Source organism: Mesorhizobium sp. M7A.F.Ca.US.007.01.2.1 (assembly GCF_003998165.1).
GTDB classification, from domain to species: domain Bacteria; phylum Pseudomonadota; class Alphaproteobacteria; order Rhizobiales; family Rhizobiaceae; genus Mesorhizobium; species Mesorhizobium ciceri.
On record NZ_RZQP01000011.1, the window covers coordinates 42,224 to 61,960 of the forward strand.

Annotated in this window: 25 protein-coding genes and 1 pseudogene; 11 read left to right on the top strand and 15 right to left on the bottom strand. The window is 60.4% G+C overall.

What is annotated here, in order from left to right:
- Positions 1-2: 2 nt before the first annotated feature.
- From EN949_RS03845 to EN949_RS03855, 3 genes are all read right to left on the bottom strand, one after another.
- Complete coding sequence (locus EN949_RS03845) at positions 3-218, bottom strand: DUF1858 domain-containing protein (protein ID WP_127367688.1); 216 nt, start codon at positions 216-218, stop codon at positions 3-5.
- Positions 219-378: 160 nt separating this feature from the next.
- Positions 379-1,074 (bottom strand): VIT family protein, encoded by a 696-nt coding sequence (locus EN949_RS03850; RefSeq protein ID WP_127367687.1) that lies wholly within the window; start codon positions 1,072-1,074, stop codon positions 379-381.
- Entirely contained in the window at positions 1,071-1,598 is a 528-nt protein-coding gene (locus EN949_RS03855; RefSeq protein ID WP_224619433.1) for a cytochrome b/b6 domain-containing protein, read from the bottom strand. Before EN949_RS03855 ends, EN949_RS03850 begins: the two co-directional genes overlap by 4 nt.
- Before the next feature lie 689 nt (positions 1,599-2,287).
- Here EN949_RS03855 and EN949_RS36385 point away from each other — a divergent pair.
- The 3 genes from EN949_RS36385 to EN949_RS03870 are packed head-to-tail and all read left to right on the top strand — an operon-like array spanning position 2,288 to position 4,846.
- Positions 2,288-2,590 carry an FMN-binding protein gene (locus EN949_RS36385; RefSeq protein ID WP_224619435.1) on the top strand — a complete coding sequence of 101 codons (303 nt, stop codon included), beginning with the start codon at positions 2,288-2,290 and terminating at the stop codon, positions 2,588-2,590.
- A 25-nt stretch (positions 2,591-2,615) separates the two neighbouring features.
- Positions 2,616-3,338, top strand: coding sequence for an FAD:protein FMN transferase (locus tag EN949_RS03865; RefSeq protein WP_224619445.1), 723 nt, complete (start codon positions 2,616-2,618; stop codon positions 3,336-3,338).
- On the top strand, positions 3,335-4,846 hold the full coding sequence (locus EN949_RS03870; RefSeq protein WP_127366133.1) for an RnfABCDGE type electron transport complex subunit D: 1,512 nt from the start codon (positions 3,335-3,337) through the stop codon (positions 4,844-4,846). The genes EN949_RS03865 and EN949_RS03870 overlap by 4 nt, the downstream gene beginning before the upstream one ends.
- A gap of 7 nt (positions 4,847-4,853) precedes the next feature.
- Here the strand turns inward: EN949_RS03870 and EN949_RS03875 are convergent, their stop codons facing one another.
- The 3 genes from EN949_RS03875 to EN949_RS03885 all read right to left on the bottom strand — a co-directional run bounded on the left by EN949_RS03875 (position 4,854) and on the right by EN949_RS03885 (position 7,173).
- Positions 4,854-6,116 carry a HAMP domain-containing sensor histidine kinase gene (locus EN949_RS03875; RefSeq protein ID WP_224619447.1) on the bottom strand — a complete coding sequence of 421 codons (1,263 nt, stop codon included), beginning with the start codon at positions 6,114-6,116 and terminating at the stop codon, positions 4,854-4,856.
- An 80-nt stretch (positions 6,117-6,196) separates the two neighbouring features.
- Positions 6,197-6,862, bottom strand: a complete 666-nt coding sequence (locus EN949_RS03880; RefSeq protein WP_127371637.1) for a response regulator transcription factor — start codon at positions 6,860-6,862, stop codon at positions 6,197-6,199.
- Positions 6,862-7,173, bottom strand: coding sequence for a PepSY domain-containing protein (locus tag EN949_RS03885; protein ID WP_224619663.1), 312 nt, complete (start codon positions 7,171-7,173; stop codon positions 6,862-6,864). The genes EN949_RS03880 and EN949_RS03885 overlap by 1 nt, the downstream gene beginning before the upstream one ends.
- A gap of 142 nt (positions 7,174-7,315) precedes the next feature.
- Here EN949_RS03885 and EN949_RS03890 point away from each other — a divergent pair, with 142 nt between their 5' ends.
- The 3 genes from EN949_RS03890 (at position 7,316) to EN949_RS03900 (ending at position 8,965) form a co-directional block, all read left to right on the top strand.
- Positions 7,316-7,549, top strand: a complete 234-nt coding sequence (locus EN949_RS03890; protein WP_127366130.1) for a hypothetical protein — start codon at positions 7,316-7,318, stop codon at positions 7,547-7,549.
- A 117-nt stretch (positions 7,550-7,666) separates the two neighbouring features.
- Positions 7,667-8,134: a DUF2231 domain-containing protein gene (locus tag EN949_RS03895; protein ID WP_127366129.1), complete on the top strand. Its 468-nt coding sequence runs from the start codon at positions 7,667-7,669 to the stop codon at positions 8,132-8,134.
- Between the two features lie 132 nt (positions 8,135-8,266).
- The gene (locus EN949_RS03900; RefSeq protein ID WP_127366128.1) at positions 8,267-8,965 is read left to right on the top strand and encodes a CBS domain-containing protein; all 699 of its coding nucleotides are present in this window, start codon (positions 8,267-8,269) and stop codon (positions 8,963-8,965) included.
- Between the two features lie 114 nt (positions 8,966-9,079).
- Here the strand turns inward: EN949_RS03900 and EN949_RS36390 are convergent, their stop codons facing one another.
- From EN949_RS36390 to EN949_RS03925, 5 genes and pseudogenes are all read right to left on the bottom strand, one after another.
- Positions 9,080-9,277 (bottom strand): hypothetical protein, encoded by a 198-nt coding sequence (locus tag EN949_RS36390; protein ID WP_224619451.1) that lies wholly within the window; start codon positions 9,275-9,277, stop codon positions 9,080-9,082.
- A gap of 347 nt (positions 9,278-9,624) precedes the next feature.
- Complete coding sequence (locus EN949_RS03910; protein WP_127366127.1) at positions 9,625-9,894, bottom strand: DUF6455 family protein; 270 nt, start codon at positions 9,892-9,894, stop codon at positions 9,625-9,627.
- A 62-nt stretch (positions 9,895-9,956) separates the two neighbouring features.
- Positions 9,957-10,426, bottom strand: a pseudogene (locus EN949_RS03915) (NUDIX domain-containing protein).
- A gap of 23 nt (positions 10,427-10,449) precedes the next feature.
- Positions 10,450-13,167 (bottom strand): magnesium-translocating P-type ATPase, encoded by a 2,718-nt coding sequence (mgtA, locus tag EN949_RS03920; protein ID WP_127371638.1) that lies wholly within the window; start codon positions 13,165-13,167, stop codon positions 10,450-10,452.
- Positions 13,098-13,907 (bottom strand): universal stress protein, encoded by an 810-nt coding sequence (locus EN949_RS03925; RefSeq protein WP_127367698.1) that lies wholly within the window; start codon positions 13,905-13,907, stop codon positions 13,098-13,100. The genes mgtA and EN949_RS03925 overlap by 70 nt, the downstream gene beginning before the upstream one ends.
- 194 nt (positions 13,908-14,101) lie before the next feature.
- Here EN949_RS03925 and EN949_RS03930 point away from each other — a divergent pair, with 194 nt between their 5' ends.
- Positions 14,102-15,658, top strand: coding sequence for a PAS domain-containing sensor histidine kinase (locus EN949_RS03930; RefSeq protein WP_127371639.1), 1,557 nt, complete (start codon positions 14,102-14,104; stop codon positions 15,656-15,658).
- Positions 15,645-16,259, top strand: a complete 615-nt coding sequence (fixJ, locus tag EN949_RS03935; RefSeq protein ID WP_127366577.1) for a response regulator FixJ — start codon at positions 15,645-15,647, stop codon at positions 16,257-16,259. Before EN949_RS03930 ends, fixJ begins: the two co-directional genes overlap by 14 nt.
- On the opposite strand, the gene EN949_RS03940 is transcribed toward fixJ, so the two are convergent.
- Positions 16,256-16,528: a hypothetical protein gene (locus tag EN949_RS03940; RefSeq protein ID WP_318011919.1), complete on the bottom strand. Its 273-nt coding sequence runs from the start codon at positions 16,526-16,528 to the stop codon at positions 16,256-16,258. The two genes, fixJ and EN949_RS03940, sit on opposite strands and share 4 nt — an antisense overlap.
- Positions 16,529-16,630: 102 nt before the next feature.
- Here EN949_RS03940 and EN949_RS36395 point away from each other — a divergent pair, with 102 nt between their 5' ends.
- Positions 16,631-17,026, top strand: coding sequence for a lipoyl domain-containing protein (locus EN949_RS36395; protein ID WP_224619462.1), 396 nt, complete (start codon positions 16,631-16,633; stop codon positions 17,024-17,026).
- 72 nt (positions 17,027-17,098) lie between these two features.
- On the top strand, positions 17,099-17,473 hold the full coding sequence (locus EN949_RS03950; protein WP_127366578.1) for a translational machinery protein: 375 nt from the start codon (positions 17,099-17,101) through the stop codon (positions 17,471-17,473).
- Positions 17,474-17,558: 85 nt separating this feature from the next.
- Here the strand turns inward: EN949_RS03950 and EN949_RS03955 are convergent, their stop codons facing one another.
- Positions 17,559-17,831, bottom strand: coding sequence for a cytochrome c (locus EN949_RS03955; protein ID WP_318011920.1), 273 nt, complete (start codon positions 17,829-17,831; stop codon positions 17,559-17,561).
- Positions 17,832-17,936: 105 nt separating this feature from the next.
- Positions 17,937-18,317, bottom strand: a complete 381-nt coding sequence (locus EN949_RS03960; RefSeq protein WP_127366580.1) for a phasin family protein — start codon at positions 18,315-18,317, stop codon at positions 17,937-17,939.
- A 196-nt stretch (positions 18,318-18,513) separates the two neighbouring features.
- Between EN949_RS03960 and EN949_RS03965 the strand changes: the two genes are divergently transcribed.
- On the top strand, positions 18,514-19,338 hold the full coding sequence (locus EN949_RS03965; protein ID WP_127366581.1) for a universal stress protein: 825 nt from the start codon (positions 18,514-18,516) through the stop codon (positions 19,336-19,338).
- 153 nt (positions 19,339-19,491) lie between these two features.
- Here EN949_RS03965 and EN949_RS35775 read toward each other — a convergent pair.
- Positions 19,492-19,737 (bottom strand): hypothetical protein (locus tag EN949_RS35775; protein WP_164782471.1); only part of this gene is annotated, 246 nt, incomplete at its 5' end.

The following is a 19,737-nucleotide window of genomic DNA, read 5'->3' on the forward strand; positions in this document are numbered from 1 at the left end:
CCTCACCGTTCTCGTCGAACAGCCGATTCCAGGTCCAAAATGAAGCGGGTCTCGTCGATCCGATGTTCTCGGCATGCTTCGGCCACGGTATGGAAAGTGCCGATCGGGCAGCCAACGCAAAGCATCCCGTGGCTCAGCATCACTGCCACCGTTGCCGGCCATTTTCTCATGATCTCGTCGACGACCATGTCTCGCTTGATCGAACTGAGTTCCTTCACGATGGGGTCTCCGCGATTTGCGAAGTCTCGTGATATATCCCGCTCGCGCCGCCTTCGTTGCGCTTTCGCAACTTCACAGAACTGGCGTTGAATCCTGGCGGGATTATTTGAGGTACGACAAGCGCCCATGGGAAGGGCCGGGATTAAGGTCGCAGGACCGTCAGATGGCAGTACCAACGACGGCACCAATACCGGCGGTCAGCGCCATTGCCAGCGCCCCCCAGAAGGTGACGCGAACAGTTGCCCTCAACACATTGGCGCCGCCGGCTTTGGCCCCAATGGCGCCCAGAACCGCCAGGAACAGGAGCGAGGCAACAGACACCGTTGCGGCAAGCCAGACGGCCGGCGAAACAAGCACCATCGCCAACGGCATGGCCGCGCCAACCGAAAAGGCCGCCGCAGAGGTCAGCGCGGCCTGGATCGGTCTGGCCGTCGTCACCTCCGAAATACCGAGTTCGTCACGAGCGTGGGCGCCGAGCGCGTCCTTGGCCATCAACTGGTCGGCGACCTGCAAGGCCAGCGTTGGCTCCAGGCCACGTTTGACATAGATCTCCGCAAGCTCCTGTCGCTCGAAGTCCGGCTGCGTCGCCAGTTCCCCCTTTTCGCGGGCAAGGTCGGCCTGTTCGGTATCGGACTGCGAACTGACCGAGACATACTCGCCGGCCGCCATGGACATCGCACCGGCGACCAGTCCGGCGACGCCGGCCACCAAAACATTGGACGCCGCGGCATTGGCCGCCGCCACGCCAACGATCAGGCTGGCCGTCGACACGATGCCGTCATTGGCGCCAAGCACGGCGGCGCGCAGCCAGCCGACGCGCGATACGAGATGGTTTTCGGCATGCAGGCGGCTCATGAGATCACGGCGCGCGCCGTCCAGCAGGTCGCAGCATCCTGACCAGAACATCCGATTTCATATAGAAAATGTTGCCACAGCGCCGCTGCGGCATGGAGGCCGACGACAATGATGATCACCGGCTTGGCGAGTTCGTGAATCTCGCCCATCGCCCGAAAGCTGAAGTACCAAGCCAGCGCCCCGGTAATCGGCATCCCGAAGATGAAAAGATACAGCAGGAAATGGGCGGCCGCGGCAATCCGCTTCAGCAGGACGCTTTCTTCGGGCGGCGCCGCCGGCACGCCATGCCTGAGACGTAGCGCAAACCTGCAGATCGCCAGCACCAATACTGCCAGACCGACATAGACATGAATGTTGGCGCTGAAGATGTCGCCAGCTGCCGGCTCGGTGCCGCGCGAGAACGCCCGGTAAGCCGGCTTGATGTCCTCGCCGATTACAAGCTGCAGGACGATCAGCACCGCGATTGCCCAATGCAGCACTATCTGGGTTCCGGTGTACCCGGCGGGCTCGTTGGCAACATTCATAAGGCAGCTACCTCGCTTGAGAGAACCTTCCTACCTCGCTGCTTATGCGACGATCTTGATCTGGGACAAATCAATTCCTGTCTCCTGCGCTTTCACGGACTCCTCGCCGTTCGACCTCGGCTGACAGCCAGTTGTCAGCTTGGTCGTGGGATATTGCATCCGAAGCGGACGACCAGATGGACCGCCGTGCTAGAAATCAACCTGGAAACACAATTCCGATGAAACAGATTGCCTTGTCGATTTTTGTGATCGCAGCCTCTGGCGCTTATGTCTGGGATCAGGCCGGCAAGGATCCGGCAAACGATATGCTCGGCGAGGCGCTGCCGGCCGACGCGGTCAAAGCGCCTTCCGTGCAGCCAAAAGAGCCCGCATCCGCTGCGGCTTTGCCGGTGCTCAGCACCTCGCCGGCGCCCCTCGATCCCCGGTTCAGAACAAGGCTCCCGATTGCCCGGGAAACGACGGCTGCCATAGCAGTGCCCGCTGAACGGCCAAATGATCCAGACAAGCAGACAGTGGTTCCGGTGGCACCACAACCGTCGCCGACGCCGTCGGCTCAGCCAGTGGCTTCGGCTGCCTCCGATCCTGCGCCAAGAGCACCTTCCTTCGCCATAACTCCCGCCGTTTACATACCGGTCCCGCAGCCGAGGCCGGCATACCCAGAGACGCCAGCGCGTGTCGTCCGGGTGGGGATGAAGCTCGCGGCACATGGCTATGCTGACGGCGTCTACACCGGCCCCACGGCCGATGCCTACTACGGCATCATCCAGATTCAGGCTCTCGTACAGAGCGGGCAGCTTACGGCGCTGAAAGTGCTCAAATATCCCTCCGATCGCCGCACCTCTGTCAACATCAACAGGCAGGCGCTGCCCATGCTGCGTGACGAAGCGATCAGCGCCCAGAGCGCCAATGTCGACATTATTTCGGGCGCGACGCTGACCAGCAGGGCTTTCATCCAGTCGCTGCGCGGCGCGCTGAAGAAAGCGTCGTCGTAGGTCCATGCGCGACACGCGAATTTTGATGGGCATGCCCATCACGGTCGACATTGGCGGCGCGTCGGCCGATGGGTTGATCGACACGGTCTTCGGCTATTTCCAGCATATCGATCGGCGCTTCAGCACATACCGGGCCGACAGCGAGATCGCGGCCATCAACCGCGGCGACTTTCCGGTCGTCGACTGGAGTGGCGAGATGATGGAAGTGCTGGCCATTGCCAAACAGACGAAAGAGGAGACGGATGGATACTTCGATATTCGCAAGCCCGACGGTTCGATCGATCCTTCCGGCATCGTGAAGGGCTGGGCCATTCGCAACGCGGCAGCCATCATTCAGCGAAGCGGCATCAGGGATTTCTTCATCGAGGCGGGCGGCGATATCCAGTCCTGCGGCAAGAATGCATCGGGCCATGACTGGAGCGTCGGCATCCGCAATCCCTTCAACCCGGACGAAATCGTGAAGATCGTCTATCCACGCGGTCGCGGGCTGGCGACCTCCGGATCCTATGTGCGGGGCCAACACATCTACAACCCGCATGCAATTGACAGTCCGATCCAGGACATTGTCAGCCTGACCGTCATCGGCGCCGATGTGCTCGAAGCCGATCGTTTTGCCACCGCGGCCTTCGCCATGGGACGGGACGGTATTCTCTTCATCGAGCAGATGCCTGGCCTGGAGGGCTATCTCGTCGACGCCAATGGCCGCGCCACGCCGACAACCGGGTTCGGAGCCCTTTGCCTGCCATGATCAAAACCATCGACCGTTTTCTCGATCATCTGACAATGTACAGACTGGTCCTCTACTATTTGATGGCGCTGGTCGGCGCCGCGCTCGTGCTCGGCTTCGCCAAGCTCGTGCCACATGATCCGATTGCGCTCGCCTTCACGACGGCTTTGGCGCTGGCCGCCTGCTGGCTCACCAACAAGGTCTTTGCGCGGATCTTTGCAGTCCCAGCTAACAACGAGTCTGTCTACATTACCGCGCTCATCCTTGCGCTCATCCTCGATCCGGTAGCCGCCACGGACATCAAGGGAATCGCGGCGGTGGCGTTCGCCTCCGTCTGGGCGATTTCATCAAAGTTCATTCTCGCCATCGGCCGGAAGCACCTTTTCAATCCGGCTGCACTGGGCGTGGCGCTGTCTGCGTTGCTGCTCGACCAGCCAGCCACCTGGTGGGTTGGCGGCAATCTGACTCTGCTTCCACTCGTGCTCGTCGGCGGCATGCTCATTGTCCGCAAATTGCGCCGGCTTGATCTTGTATCGACTTTTGTGATCGTGGCGCTTGCGACGATTCTGGCAACCAGCGACCCATCGCAGTATCGGAGCGCACTTGCGGAGACCTTGGGTTCATCGCCGCTGCTGTTTTTTGCCTTCGTGATGCTGACCGAGCCGCTGACGGCACCGACGATGCGTTGGCCGCGCATCGCCTTTGCCGCCATGGTCGGCTTTCTCTTTGCTCCCAACATCCATATCGCCTCGTTATATTTCACGCCGGAACTGGCGCTGCTTGCCGGCAACCTGTTTGCCTATGCGGCGGGTCCCAAGGGACGCTTCGTGCTGACGCTGGAACGCATCGAGCAATCGGCCGTCGACAGCTTTGACTTCATCTTCCGCTCGCCGCGCAAGCTCGCCTTCGAGGCTGGCCAGTATCTCGAATGGACACTTGGCCTCGATCGTGCCGACAATCGCGGCAACCGACGCTTTTTCACGGTGGCCTCGGCACCGACGGAGGAAACGATCCGTCTCGGCGTCAAGTTCTACCCGCAATCAAGTGCCTTCAAGCGCGAACTGATGACCATGAAGCCAGGCAGAACGATCCACGCCGCGCAACTGGCCGGCAATTTCACGCTGCCCGCCCGGCGCGAAACCAAGATCGCGTTCCTGGCCGGAGGCATCGGCATCACGCCATTCCGGTCGATGCTGCAATATCTACTCGACCGCAAGGAGCGGCGACCGATCGTCATCCTCTACGGAACCGAGGGACAGCAGGACATCGCATATCGGGACGTGCTTGGCGCGGCCAGGCAGGAACTTGGCATCAAAACGGTCCATGCTGTGGCGCAAGGGGGCGAGCGCGGGCAGTACCCCGGCTACATCGACGAGCGCCTGATACGTCTGACTATGCCCGACTATCTCGAGCGCACCTTCTACATTTCCGGCCCGCAAGCGATGGTCAAGGCGCTGCGTCAGAAACTCCTGGCCATGGGCGTTCGCCGTTCGAAGATAAAGGTCGACTACTTCCCGGGTTTTGCCTGAAGCACGCTCAGATGTGTCGCGGCAAGGAAATGCTCACGACCAGACCCGGATCGGCGTTGGCCATGGCAAGGCGTCCGCCATAGGCTTCGACGATGTCGGAAACGATGGCCAGGCCTAAGCCGCTGCTACCGCCCTTGCTGTCGAGCTGGACGCCACGCGACAAGGCGGACTCCCTATCGGCATCAGGTATGCCTGGACCATCATCGGCGACAGTGACGACTACCTCGCCGGCGGTTGCGGAGGCATCGACACGGACTGACGACTTTGCGTAGCGGGCGGCGTTCTCGACCAGATTGCCGAGGATTTCCGACAGGTCGCCTTCGTCGATTGGCGCCATCAGATCTTCCGCGACCCCCATAGTGAAAGAAAGCTGTTTGCCGCTTGGCGTTCGTTTGACGACGGTAACGACGCCAGCCGCGACGTCCGACACCCCACAGGATGCCTTGCCCGAGACTCCGGGCGCGAGGCGGGCGCGTGCGAGCTCCCGCTCGACATGGCGGCGGATCGCGCCGGTGCTCTTCTCGATCTCCTCGGCCAGATCCGTCTCGCCTTTTTTTCTCAACGCGCGGATGTCGGCCGAAAGAACTTGCAGCGGCGTCTTGAGGCCGTGCGCCAGATCGGTAGCGCGCGAGCGCGCCCGAGCGAGAGCCTTCTCCTGGGCATCGAGAAGGCGATTGATTTCGTCAGCGAGCGGCTGCACCTCGCTCGGTGCCACCACATCGAGCCGCGCTGATCGCTGCGCAATCACGCTTCTGACGGCGACCCGCAAGGTCTCCAGCGGTGCAAGGCCGATGGTGATCTGTATGAAAAACGCGGCCATGAGAACTGCAGCTAGCATCAGGAGAGCCGGAGCGAGATCACGAACATATTCGCTTACAGATACTTCAACGGTTCGATGATCTTCCGCCACGATGGCACGGAAGGACCGGCCTCCGGCATCGATGATCGTACGCTCGACCGCAATAGTGAGTTCTCCGCCCGGACCCGTGAACTCCTCGACCGTTCGCTGCCCACCACTTGCGCTCCGGGCAGGCAGGAGCAGCTTGGCGTCCCACAATGATCGCGAACGCTCGAGGCTGCCGTTGGCGTCGTCCTCCACCTGCCAGTAGTAACCGGACAGCGGATTGGCAAACCGCGGGTCGGTCAGCACTGGGGTCACGACAAGGCGGCCATCGCTTGTGAAGGTCGTTGCGCCGATTAGCTCGTTGAGGTCGACCGTCAACTCGCCCACAACGCGCCGCTCGACGTGAAGTTCGAACAGATAGCGCAAGCCGGCGCCGGCTATGGCGAGCGCGGCAAGGATCGAGATGGTTGCCGCCAACCACAGCCGGAAGCGGATAGAGTTACCCATCAGGCGGGATCATCGGGCATCAGATACCCGAACCCGCGCCGCGTTTCGATGACGCCACTCCCGAGCTTGCGGCGCAAGCGCGCGACGATCACCTCGATCGTGTTCGGATCGCGGTCGTTGCCTGAATCGTAGAGATGCTCAGCCAGTTCGGTCGGCGCCACCACCCGCCCTGCATGATGCATCAGAAACGCCAGGAGCCGGTACTCCAGCGGCGACAGGGAAACGGGAATGCCGCGCAGCGAAATGCGCATCTGGCGCGTGTCCAGAAGCAGCGGGCCGGACCTCAGAACGGGTGCCGCCTGTCCTGCCGAGCGGCGCAGGATTGCGCGCAACCGAGCGAGCAGTTCTTCCATTTCAAAAGGCTTGGGAAGATAGTCGTCAGCACCGGAGTTGATGCCCTCGACCCGCTCCGTCCACATCCCCCTTGCGGTGAGGATCAGAACCGGAAACCGGCGGGCGTTGGCCCGCCACCGCTTCAAGATCGTGAGGCCATCGAGCTTGGGCAATCCAAGATCCAGAATCGCTGCGTCATAAGTCTCGACATCGCCCGCGAACCAGGCGGCTTCACCATCCTTTACAACATCGACCGCCATTCCGGACGCCTTGAGGGCGGTCGCGATATCGGCAGCGATACGGGGCTCGTCTTCGGCGAGGAGGATCTTCATCAGTCGCCCTCCCCATCGTGGATGACGACACCGGCACCGGCGTCGACATCGACGGTCTTTCGTCGGCCATCGGCACCGACGACCTGGAGCCGGTAGACCCATCTATTGGCGTTGCGGATGAGATCGACCGCCACGACATCGCCTGGCGCTTTGGCACGGACAACGTCGAGTATGTCGGCAAGGCCCTTGATTTCGCCGTGCTCGTACAAATCTCGTGCCCGGTCATGGTCGCCGTCATCGTCCTCGTCGGCGTGGGCAGCGAGAGGCATGGCAAGGACAAGTCCAGCGAGCCCCAGCGCCGCCAAACGCATCAACAGGCTTTTCATCGGCAAGGCATGTCGCACATTGAAGCTTTCAATTTGCTGTCAGTCATCCTCAGCCCACAGCAAGCAGAGGATCCCTATCAGGCATTGTCGCGTCCAATCATGGCCGCGCCGAGAAGGATACCAGACCATGCGCAATTCCATGCTTGTCCTTGCAGTACTTGCAGGCCTCACGATCTTTGCCCTGCCGGCGGCGGCTGAATCGGACGATGGATCATGTGGGGCGCCGTCGTCCGTTGATCCGTCCGGCCCGATCGACCTGCAGGCCATCCCGATGCAGGATGCCACCACTCCGAAAGCCATCAGGGGTGATGACGAGGCGTGTGACGACCGGCAGGGCGATGAGGCCGACGAAAACGACTAGATCTCTCGTTGCCAGTGCGTGGCCCGTCGCAGCACATAACGATCACAAATGTCGGGCCAAGGCTCGCCGTAAGGCCGGCAATTGTCCAAAGTCCCTACCAATTTCTGGAGAGTTTTCGTGGTTCCCATTCAGCATATCCACCCCATTCTTGTTCATTTTCCTATCGTCCTGATCTACACGCTTGCGGCTATCGACCTTGTGGCGCTGGCTGGCGGCAGCGCCGTCACCAGGAAATCGGGCGCCGGCACGATCTCTACTTTTGTGGCCCTGGCTGCCGGAGTGTTCGCCATCGGGACCTGGTTCTTCGGCGGTCTTGCCCTGGATCACGCCGAAGCGGCCGGCTTCAGCAGCGATATCGCAGAAATCCACGAGAGCCTGGGGGGTATCACTGCCTTTGCCTTCCTGATCTGGGGACTGGTGCGGCTCGCGCTTTGGGTACGGAATCGCGAGTTTCGGGCTGTAACGATCGCCATCCCTTTGATTGAAATCTGCGGAGCAATTCTGGTCACTGCGACGGCTTATTATGGTGGACTGCTTGTCTACGAACTTGGCGTGAATGTCGCCAGGACCGCGATCGCTGGCTAACGGAAACGCGCCCGTCACTTGCGAGCCAACCTTTGGACCATTTGCCTCGATGGCAAAATGATTCAGATCAAGGCGCTTCGTGCATGTGGAGCCTAAGAAGCCGGAGGTTTTGAGAAACTCCGGAGAGCGAACATGCAAGCCGCAGCCATAATGAGCAAGCCGGTCGTCGGCATAGACCCGTCCGCATCGATCGCCGAGGCGGCCGGGTTGATGCTCTTTAAAAAGATCAGCGGCTTTCCCGTCATTCGCGACGACGGCACCCTGGTCGGGATCGTCAGCGAGGGCGATTTCCTGCGTCGCGGGGAACTGGGCACGCAGCGCAAGCGCTCGCGCTGGCTGGAGTTTCTCGTCAGTCCCGGAAAGGCCGCCGATGAATATGCCCACGCGAACGGGCGACGGATCGAGGAGGTGATGTCGCAAGATGTCGTCACGGCACCGCCTACCGCATCGCTCGCCGAGGTCGTCGAGCTCATGACGCGTCACCATGTCAAACGCGTTCCAGTTGTCGACGCCGGGAAAGTCGTCGGCATCATCACCCGCTCTGATCTTCTGCGGGCATTGCTGAACGTCCTTCCAGATGCAACGCCTTCAGCCATCGATGACGAAGAGATTCGGCAGAACATCACGACCGAGCTGGCGACAAAGAAATGGGCCGGCAAGGACCTGATCAACGTGACGGTGAAAAACGGGGTGGTGAAACTGAGCGGTGCCATCTTCGACGAACGTGAGCGCCAGGCGGCCATTGTTGCGGCCGAAAACGTCTCCGGCGTCAAAGCGGTCGAGGATGGTCTCTTCTGCGCTGATCCCGTGTCCGTCCTCCTGGTTTCTTAGTGCTGGCCGACCAACGCCGGGTTGGTGTCGCGAGCCGCTGTGCCCAGAGAGCTTGAACTTGCGTCGGAGGAAAGCTCGGCAGCGAAACAGGTGAGCGCTTACGCTTCGCTGCGCTCAGATCGCGACTAGAAGGATCAATGGCCGAAGGAGCAGCAGGGCGAATGCAACAAGCGCCGCGCCGGTAACTCTCTCTGCCATTCTTTTGCCTCCGCTGAAGCGCCGACCTAGCAACAGCCACAACGATCCTGTGGCAGCTGTCATCACAAGCAGCGTAATCCAGAAGAGTCCCAGCGCCCGCAGTTCGATGTCCATCGGCACGATAGCCAGGCAATAAATAAGGCCTTCGGGTCAGGGCACTGGTCGCCGCAACAGAAATGGCATCGCCTTTTTTGGAAACGTTAGTCTCGGCGCTCGCCACCAGGCGCAGCCCACGAATGACGGCCATCCGGCTGCAACCAGCCTCAGTATCTGAATGGCATCCGTGGACGCAGCGACAACCGGCACGCGGATGCGATCCCGTATCCGCATGCCTGAGCGGCTAAAAGTTTGATCGCATTCGCTCGTTTGACCGACCCCGCCATCAAAAGAGCGTTGGTTGGCCCTGGTGCCAGATCGTCCACCGAAGTGATAACGTCCTCAAGGCTGATCTGCTCGATGCACTACCGTTGGCCGGCTACGTGCTGCAGTCGTGCGATCAGGTCGCTGTTACGGCAATAGCCTGGCGGATTCTCGGCTTGCTGATGTTCGTCGAGCCAGGTCATGCATTCGTCCTGATGGCCGCAGGCACGGCAGCGGTTTACTGCCCGATTGGTGACTGCCGCATGGTCTGCCACGACCTTCAAATGTTTGTCGACGCCGACCGTCCGCATCATGCGACCCATCAGAGCCGTTCTGGCGTCGACCGAAATCAGGTAATCGAGAAGGCTCATATTGATCAGTCCTGCCTACTCGCCATCATTGCCATGTTGGCGGCAGGTGGCGTTGATCTCGATCAACAGGCTGTGTGGCGCAAAACCGAAGCGACAAGGCGGTCTAGAAAGGGCCGTTGGCCGGCAAGCAGGTTTGCCCGGGCCAGGTCCAGATCCAGCCATGCACTGCGATCCACCTCGGGAAATGACTGCATGCGGCCGCTGCGTCGTGGCCATTCCATCTCAAACATGTTGCTGCGCAACGTGGCGGTATCGAAATCGCCTTCCAGCGCGAAAGCAAGATTTTGCTCTTTCGCTGGCACAACTCTCCCAGATTGAGCAGGGCTCCCTTTGGCTCCCAACCTGTCTCTTCCTGGAATTCGCGCCGCGCCGCGGCTTCTGGCAGCTCGCTGTCGTCATACTCGCCCTTGGCGATGGACCAGGCGCCAAGATCGCGGCTTTGCCAGGAAGGGCCGCCCGCATGGACGAGCAGCACCTGCAGCCCATTGCTTGATCTGCGATAGGGCAGAATGCCCGCGCTTCTTTTCATCATCGCCTCAAGCCTCCCACACCGGCCTATAACCTCGAGTAGGCCGCATGAGGTTTGGAGACTCTATCGATCATCTGCCCCGCCCTCTTCCGCTGCGACTGGCGGATCTCCGGTCCAAAGAACCAACGCTTGGTCGCCTCCGAGGCCAGGAGATAAAGCGCGGTGATAGCGACAAGCCCGGCAAGCACGGGCAGTGGCAGGGGCACGAAGCCGAACCAGGCAGCAAACGGCAGATAGGGGATCGTGATCGCAACAACCCCGACAGCCAGCGTAAGCCAGGCAAGCAACGGGCTTGGACGGCTTGCCCAGAAAGCTCCGTGTGTGCGCACAATGAGCACGATCGCAAGCTCTGTCAGCAACGATTCGACAAACCAGCCGGTCTGGAAGGCAGCCGCCGTGGCGTGAGCGACGAACAGCAGGAACGCGAACGTGGCGAAATCGAACAGCGAGCTGACTAGGCCAAAGCTGATCATGAACCGCCGCACAAAACGGATGTCCCAGTGGCGCGGCCGGCGCAGCTGGTCTGGATCCACATTGTCGCTCGCGATCGCCAGAGAAGGAACGTCGGAAAGGAAATTGTTGAGCAGGATCTGCGCTGCCAGGAGCGGCAGGAAAGGCAGGAAAAGCGAGGCAATAGCCATGCTAATCATGTTGCCGAAATTGGCGCTGGTGGTGATGGAGATATACTTCATAGTGTTGGCGAATGTCTTGCGGCCGTCGTCTACGCCGCGCACCAGCACACCCAGATCCTGCTTGAGAAGGATAATGTCGGCGGCCTCGCGCGCGACATCGACAGCGGTGTCGACCGAGATGCCAATATCTGCCTCATGGAGAGCAGGCGCATCATTGATGCCATCACCCAGATAACCAACCACACGCCCCCTGCTCCGCAAGGCCTGAACGATGCGCTCCTTCTGGTTGGGATCGATTTCGACGAAGAGATCGGTGTGCTGAACACCTGCAAACAGCGCGCTCTTGGTCAATTTCGAAAGCGCCTCGCCGGTCATGATCTTGTCGGCGCGTAGGCCGACCGCCTGGGCAAGGTGCGCGGCAACGTAGCGATTGTCGCCCGAAATGACCTTTACCGCGATGCCGCGGTGGGCGAGCTCGGCAAGTGTCTCCTTGACGCCTTTCTTGGGCGGGTCAAGGAAAAGCAGGAAGCCCGCGAAGGCGAGATCGATTTCATCAGTCCTGCTAAACGTTTTCCGGGTCTCAAATCGACGGATCGCCACGCCCAGCACGCGGTAGCCGTCCGCGCTCCAGCGCCGGAATTTGTCGTCGATCGCCGCACAGTGCGTTGCATCGAGGGGCTCCAACCCCTTGGCTGTGCGGATGAAGGCGCAGATTTCGAGGACATTTTGCACGGCGCCTTTGGTGATCAGAAAGTCTTCGGCATCCTTGGTCCGCACGACAACGGATAGGCGCTTGCGGATGAAATCATAGGGAATCTCGTCGACCTTGGTGAAAGCGGCCAGTGAAGCGCCCTCGCCCGGCGAACCTGCGATCGCCTCGTCCAGCGGGTTCTTCAGTCCGGTTTGCAGGGTTGCATTGAGGCGTGCCCAAAGCAGGATATCGGTTGACGAATTGCCGTCGACATCGAGCCAACCGTCGAGGTGGATCACGCCTTCCGTCAGCGTGCCGGTCTTGTCGGTGCACAGCAGGTCCATGCTGCCCAGGTTCTCGATGGCGTCGAGACGGCGCACGATCACGCCATTGGCCGCCATGGCGCGAGCGCCTCGCGCCAGCGTCACACTGATAATGGCCGGAAGCAGTTCCGGCGTGAGGCCAACCGCCAGTGCCAGCGAAAACAAAAGCGATTCAATCAGCGGTCGGTGCAGCATCAAATTGGCGAAGAACACCAGGATGACAATCGCCAGCATGATCTCGGTCATCAGATAGCCGAACTGTCTGATCCCGCTGGCGAACCCTGTTTCCGGAATTTGTCGCTCCAGTGCCGCAGCAATCGAGGCGAATTCGGTGCGGGCCCCGGTTGCGGCCGCAAGCACGGTTGCAGTCCCGCTACGCACGGATGTGCCCGTGAAAACCGCATTGTTGCGTTGGGCGACGGAGGCATCTGGGTCAGATCGCCCCGCGGCCTTCAAGACGGGGAAGGTCTCTCCGGTCAGCACGGCCTCGCTGACATTGAAGTCTCGTGCGTCGAGGATTATGCCGTCGGCAGGAATGAGGTTTCCCGCTGATAGCCGGATGAGATCGCCCGGCACGATTTCTTCAGCGGAAACAGAGGATTCAACCCCATCTCGAAGCACGACAGCCTTGCGCGAGATGCGCTGTTTAAGGGCTTCTGTCGCTCGCGATGCTCCATATTCCTGAGTGAAGCTGAGAACGCAGCTTGCGAGCACGATCGCGCCGATGATTGCGGCCTCGTGCCCTTCGCCGACGAAGGCCGAAACGCTGGCTGCGAAGATCAGGATCAGGACAAGCGGGCTGCGGAACTGACGAGCGAACACGGTAAGCGCCGACGCGCGCGACTTCGACCCCGGCGTGTTTGCGCCATACAAGACGAGCCGTGCGGCCGCCTCGGCCCCTGCCAACCCCGACGTGACGGACGTCGCCAGGCTTCGCACCAGCTCGTCGCTGGTGATCGACCAATAGGGACCTGAGGCGGTAGCGCCGGCTTGCTGGTTCACGCCAGGGGGCACCAGGTTCGGTGCCATCAGTATGAGAGGAAGCGGTTGATGCTGCGCTCTTCGATCAGGGTGCGGGTGACGCCACCAAACGCCCATTCGCGCAAGCGGCTGTGGCCATAAGCGCCAGAGATGATCATGTCGGCACGGATAGAGCGTGCCAATGTCAACAACTGTTCGCCGTCGACTTCACCGGCTATCAGTTCGGTGTCAGCCACAATGCCGTGATGCTCGAGATAGACGGCGACATCGGCGAGGCTGTCACGAACGCTGTCGTCGCCTCTGGCCGCGATTGTAGCGACGACAACCTCATCGGCCTTGCCCAGGAAGGGCAACGCATCCGCCACCGCCCTTCGCGCCTCCCTGGTATCCTTCCAGGCAACCAGGACCGTTTTTGCGCGGATGTGTTCAACATTGTTTCCGGTGACCAGGACTGGCCGGCCGATGCCGAGCGCCAGGCTGCCGACATCGACGGCGCGAAACACATTGTCTCCCGATTCGGCGATCACGATAAGGTCGGCTACCCGGGCGAAAGTGCTTAGGAACCTGGTCGGGCTGCAGACGGCTTGTCCCCATTCGCTTGTGATCGAAGCCGGAACCAGGCTTTCAAACTCGGCACGCAATTCGGCAAGCCGCTTTTCGATCTCAGTCCGCTCGATCTGCATCACCTCGCCTTCGTAGACCATGCCTTCGCCGGTCGCGACCAAGGGCGGAACATCTGCCGCCGCCAGCCCGATGAGATGGGATCCAAAGCGCTCCGCGAGCTCGATACCCACCTTTACGATGGCGGTCGGAGGCAGATCTGCGGCGAGATTCACGATGATCGACTTGTAGGACACTGTGCGCGCCTTTCCTTGCAGCAATTCGAATGCTTCATGAATTGCATCAGCGGGCGCATGCTTCCTTGATGCGCGTCAAAGAGCTCGCCGATTGCATTTGCAGGGAAAACCGTTGGCAATCGATCCGTTTTGCCTCTGAACGGAGAAGTGATAGTTAGGCCTTCTTGCATGTGCCTCGAGCCCAGGAACCGCAGGTGATCCAGGACGAATCGCTCAGTTTGTCGCCCGGCGGGACGACACTGAAATCCCTGTTGTCGCAAATGTTCGATCAGGCGCCGGGGTTCATGGCTCTGATACGGGAGCCTGACCATGTATTCGTGCTGACCAATGCCGCCTATCAGCGCCTCATCGGTGACCGGCAAGTTATTGGAAAATCGGCGCGCGAGGCCTTTCCCGAACTCGAAAGACACGAATTTCTCGAACGGCTCGATCGGGTGTACCGAACCGGGGAGACCTACAGCGGCAAAGGCGTGAAGGTCGGCTTCCGCAACAACAGCAATGGGCCAATTGAGGAGCGTATCCTGGATGTTGTCTATCAGCCGATCACGGCCGATGACGGCCGAATTACTGCCATCTTCATCGAAGGCACGGATGTCAGCGATCTCTCATTTGCCAATGCTGCGCTTCTGTTGCGCGAAGATCATCTGCGTTCAATCCTGGCGACCGTGCCCGATGCGATGGTCGTCATCGACGAGCAAGGCAGTATCCAATCTTTCAGCACCGCTGCCGAAATGCTGTTTGGTTACCAGTCAGGCGAGGTCATCGGACAGAACGTCAAAATGCTGATGCCGGCGCCGTACCGCGACGAGCATGATGCCTATCTGCTTCGGTACCTGACGACGGGGGAGCGCCGCATCATCGGGCTCGGCCGCACCGTCACCGGGGCCCGCAAGGATGGCACGACTTTCCCGATGGAACTTTCCGTCGGCGAGATGCATCCGGGAACCGGACGCTTCTTTACCGGCTTTTGCCGCGACCTGACCGAACGTCATCGCGCGGAAGCACGAATACAGGAACAGCAGCAGGAACTCCTGCACATGGCGCGGTTCACCGCGCTTGGCGAGATGGCATCGACGCTTGCTCATGAAATCAACCAGCCGCTGACCGCCATTACGAATTACCTGAAAGGTAGCCGGCGGCTGCTCGAGCACAGCGAGGAGAAGAATGCGCCCGTGCTGCGGGATGCCGTGGAAAAGGCAGCTGAGCAGGCCTTGCGAGCTGGAGACGTTATCCGTCATCTGAGGGATTTTGTGGCAAGGGGCGAAATCGAGCGACAGGTCGAACGACTGCCGGTGCTGATAGAGGAAGCCGCGTCCCTAGCCCTGGTTGGTGCAAGGGAGATGAATCTCCTCGTCAGCTACAAGCTCGACCCGTCCGCCGAACTGGTCTTGACCGACCGCATCCAGATTCAGCAGGTTCTGCTCAACCTGATGCGCAACGCGGTTGAGGCCATGCAGGATGCGCCGCGCCGCGAATTGAAAGTCACAACCGCTGCCCGGGAAGATGGGATGGCCGAGGTGAGCGTGATCGATACCGGCCCAGGCCTCGCGCCGGAGGTTTCGGCACAACTTTTCCAGCCATTTGTGACCACCAAGAAGCAAGGCATGGGTGTCGGCCTTTCCATTTGCCGCACCATCGTTGAATCGCATGGCGGTCACATATGGGCCGAGGCGGTGCCGGCCGGTGGGACCGCGTTCCGGTTCACCTTGCGCATCGTAGAGAAAGAAGAGGTCACAAATGGCCGACAGTGATCTGGTGCACGTGGTCGACGACGACGTCGATGTTCGCAAGTCGCTCGGTTTTCTTCTGGCCACAGCAGACTTCGCTGTGCGCCTGCACGAATCGGCTACAGCTTTTCTGTCGACGGCGACCAGCAGTCTCGACGGCTGCATCGTCACCGACGTCCGCATGCCGGGCATCGATGGCATAGAGTTTCTGCGACAGCTCAGAGCAGGCGGACATACAATTCCGGTTATCGTGATGACGGGCCATGCCGACGTTGCGCTCGCCGTTCAGGCCATGAAGGAAGGCGCTTCCGATTTCATCGAAAAGCCGTTCGACGACGAGATGCTGATCCAAGCGATCCGCTCTGCACTGGCCAACCGGAACGAGGCGAACGCGGCGCATCCACAGTCTGCTGATATCCGCGCGCGTCTGTCGAGCTTGTCGGACCGAGAGCGGCAGGTACTGGATGGACTTGTTTCCGGTCTGCCGAACAAGACGATCGCCTATGACCTTGGAATCAGCCCGCGCACAGTCGAGATCCATCGCGCCAATGTCATGAGCAAGATGGGCGCGGGCAGCCTTTCACATCTTGTGCGCATGGCGCTGATCGTGGAATCCAGACCCTAGGGAGAGCCTTCGAGAGGTTTGTCAAATCCGGCTTGAGCCTGCTCCGGTTCCCAATCGCGCCAGTGCGTCGGCCGGATGTCGACACGGGCGCCGGTGGTGGCGTTCTTCCAGCCTTCTCGACTCCTTACGCACGGAAATACGAGCGCATGCGTCCCCTCCTCGTCGACGACGGCGAGTTCGAGATCGCGACCATACGGTGCGCTTAGGATAGAGTTCCACATTGTCTTAGCTTTGACGGAAACAGCGCGGCGCACTTTGACCTGGATCATTTCTGAAATTGCGCGATGCGATTGGGGGCAAGTATGCGCGTCGCTCGTTCCGAGCGGACGAGGTCCAATCATTTGGTTGTGTAGGGGGTAAGCGCGCGCCGCTTGGCGACCGGCCATGCCAGCCCGGCCATTGTGCGAGTTGCAAAACAGCCGGCCGCTGTCTGCATGCTGGCATCCTCGCAGCTGTTTGATCGTGATCAAGGCCCAGTTTGGCGAAGCGCCTACCATGCGAAGCAGAAGGAGATTGTCATGCAGTACATCAAGGTCGACGAAGCGCTATGGGCGTCCAGCATGTTGCCTGAGGGCATCCTGGAGCGTTGGTTCATTGCCAGCGGCGACACAATCAAGGCCGGCGAGCGAATAGCCGAAATTCGCGTCGAAGACGCGCTTCACGAGGTTGTCGCGCCCGCAAGTGGCCGCGCGACGATTGTCGCCACAGCAGATGCCGTCATCGAACCCGGCTCGATCCTGGCAACGCTGGAGTTCCAATCCGCGTGAGGCAGCCGACGGCTCACCGACAATTGCGCTGATCAACAATAACTCAAGGACGTATAGACATGCAGACCCAACATGCCGTCGCTTGGCTCGACCATCGCGAAGCCAAGGTGTTTTTCTTCAACCGTGAGACAGCCGAAGCGCGTGAGGCTTGTCACCACGCTGGCGCATCATCAGACCCACAACAAGGCAGGCAGCATCGACGGCAAGCGAGCGCCCGAAGACGATGCCTTCTACCACGATGTGATCAACGCCCTGGAGCCAGCCAAGGAATGGCTGATCGTGGGACCAGGATCGGCAAAAGATGAACTGGCCAAGCACATCCGTGACCACCATGCGCACTTGAAGGATCGCATCGTCGGTGTTGAAACGGCGGATCATCCTACGGAGGCCCAGATTGTGGCACACGCGCGGTCGTTCTTCCGTGCTGCTGACCGGATGTTGCCCTAGCTCAGTCTGGAGTTGCTCTGACGGCCCGCGATCGGCTGCGCAGCGGACCGTCTGGTTCGGTTGACCGTTGCGCCCATGGCCCCGATCACGGCTGCTGCAAGCCGCTGATGTAGGCGATTATCGCCTCGATCTGGTCAGGGCTTGCAACCCATTCGGGCATGTCCGGATGGCCGGTCGAAATGCCCTCGGCGAGGGCTTCCTCGAGATCCGTGATCGGATAGCGCTTCGATAAGGTGCGAAACGCCGGCGCGTCGGGATGGGTGCTTTGATCGGTTTTTCCAATGGCGTGGCAGCGGGCGCAATTGAACTCGACCAATGCCTGGCCACGTTCCGTCAGGCTGTTGGCCTGTGCAGGCACGAATCCAAGCAGCAACGCCGCAGGTGCGCAAACCCATCGAAACCGCCGCCGGCGACGCCCGCTGCACATATGGCTGCTCATGGTTCCAGGCCTCCGCCTTTCGATCTACGCGGCTGTCTTCGCCGCTGCGTCCTCGATTGCGGTTTTGGTTTCCTCGCGCACGCGCTTGGCCGTTTCCGACGCGAGCTTGGAGGTCAGGCCCGCGACCTTGCCGGCTTCGGTTGTGTATTCCAATGTCGCATTCTGCAGGAAAGTGGAGAAGATGTCGAAGGCGTCGTTGAACTCAGCGTCGATCAGGTCACCGGCCAGCTTTACATCCTGCTCGTAGCGATGTTTCAGAAACCCCAGCGTTTCGATGTGATAGCGCATCATTGCTTTGAAAGCATGCGTCTGAAGAGACGCCGCAGCGAAGACGACCTTCTGGCCATTCTCCACCATCGGCAATAGTTGCATACCGAATTGCGACGGTTGGGGACGGATCTGCATGATCGGTACTCCATTGTGAGGGTGCAAACAAAAGTGTTCGAGCATACGACGCTAACGCTATTCGTCGCTGGGTCCTTGATCCGGATCAACAGATGCAATCGGGCGCCACCGATGTCGTTCCCACGTTTGACACGCATCAAGGTCGTTGTTCGTTCTTCGTGGCTAGCTCGCTCTGACGAAAAAAAGGGCTGCAGCGATGGCTTTCAAAACGATCATGGTTCAACTGGACGTGGACACCATCGCCGCGCCACGCATCTCCATGGCCTGGGATCTTGCGCAACGACATGATGCCGATCTGATCGGCTTCTGTGCAGCCGAGCCGCATTTTGTCATACCAACCGGCACCGATGACCAGGCCGCGACCAAGGCGTTGTGGTGTCAGGTGGAGGAGATTGAGGGCCGCCTCAATTGCTTGAGAGAGGAATTCCTGAGCACAGTCAACGGCAGCAACCGTGCCTCGTGGCGCGGAGAAATAGGAAATCCCACGCGCCAGCTTGCACTCAATGCGCGTGCCGCCGACCTGATCCTAACTGGCTCGCCGACGGTCGATCTGATCGTCGACCATCATCGACTGCTGGATGCGGCAAGCCTCATCCTCGCAGCCGGCCGCCCGATACTCGTGGCCTCGGAAACCTTTGCACCGATCAGGGCTGCAAGCATCCTGATAGCATGGAACGACACGCGGGAAGCGCGCCGCGCTGTCGTCGACGCAATGCCCCTTTTGATCGAGGCCAGCAATGTTGTGGTCGTCTCCGTGGACCGGGGAAACTCCGCGCCTCGGGACAATGTTGCCGATGTCGAGCGCTTCCTGGCACGCCACGGCGTGAAGGCGCGATCGGAAGTTTTGGATGCGCGCGGCTCCGAGCAAGCGGACCTGCTCCTGCGGATTGGGCACGAAATTGCGGCTGATCTGATTGTTCTGGGAGGGTATGGGCACAGCCGCGTTAGGGAAATGACCTTTGGCGGCGTGACGCGTTCTGTGCTGCGCAGCGGCTCGTTGCACCGCTTCATCTCAAATTGAGCAAAAAGACATCTCAGGCTCTCCGATATTGACATGAATCAAGGTCGGCCTTTCCCGCAACGGGCTACGTCTAATCCTTGCCAAGTTGAGCGTAGCCGATGACGTGCGGCGAAAGAAACCGCGAGCAAACGCGGGCGGGCGCTGAGCGATATGTCATGTAGGCAACAAGACTTGGTAAGGGCCGCCGCACTGTAATTGCGCCGCTGGATCAAATTCCAGGCGGCGAAGGTGGTGCGGCGGCCCCACCAATTGCTCACCAGGCAAAGGAAAGTCGACATGAACTATCAGCGGTTTTTCGAGGAAGCGATCGACCAGCTCCATGCCGAGCGTCGCTACCGCGTTTTCGCCGACCTCGAGCGGATCGCGGGCAAGTTCCCGCGCGCCATCTGGCGTTCCAAT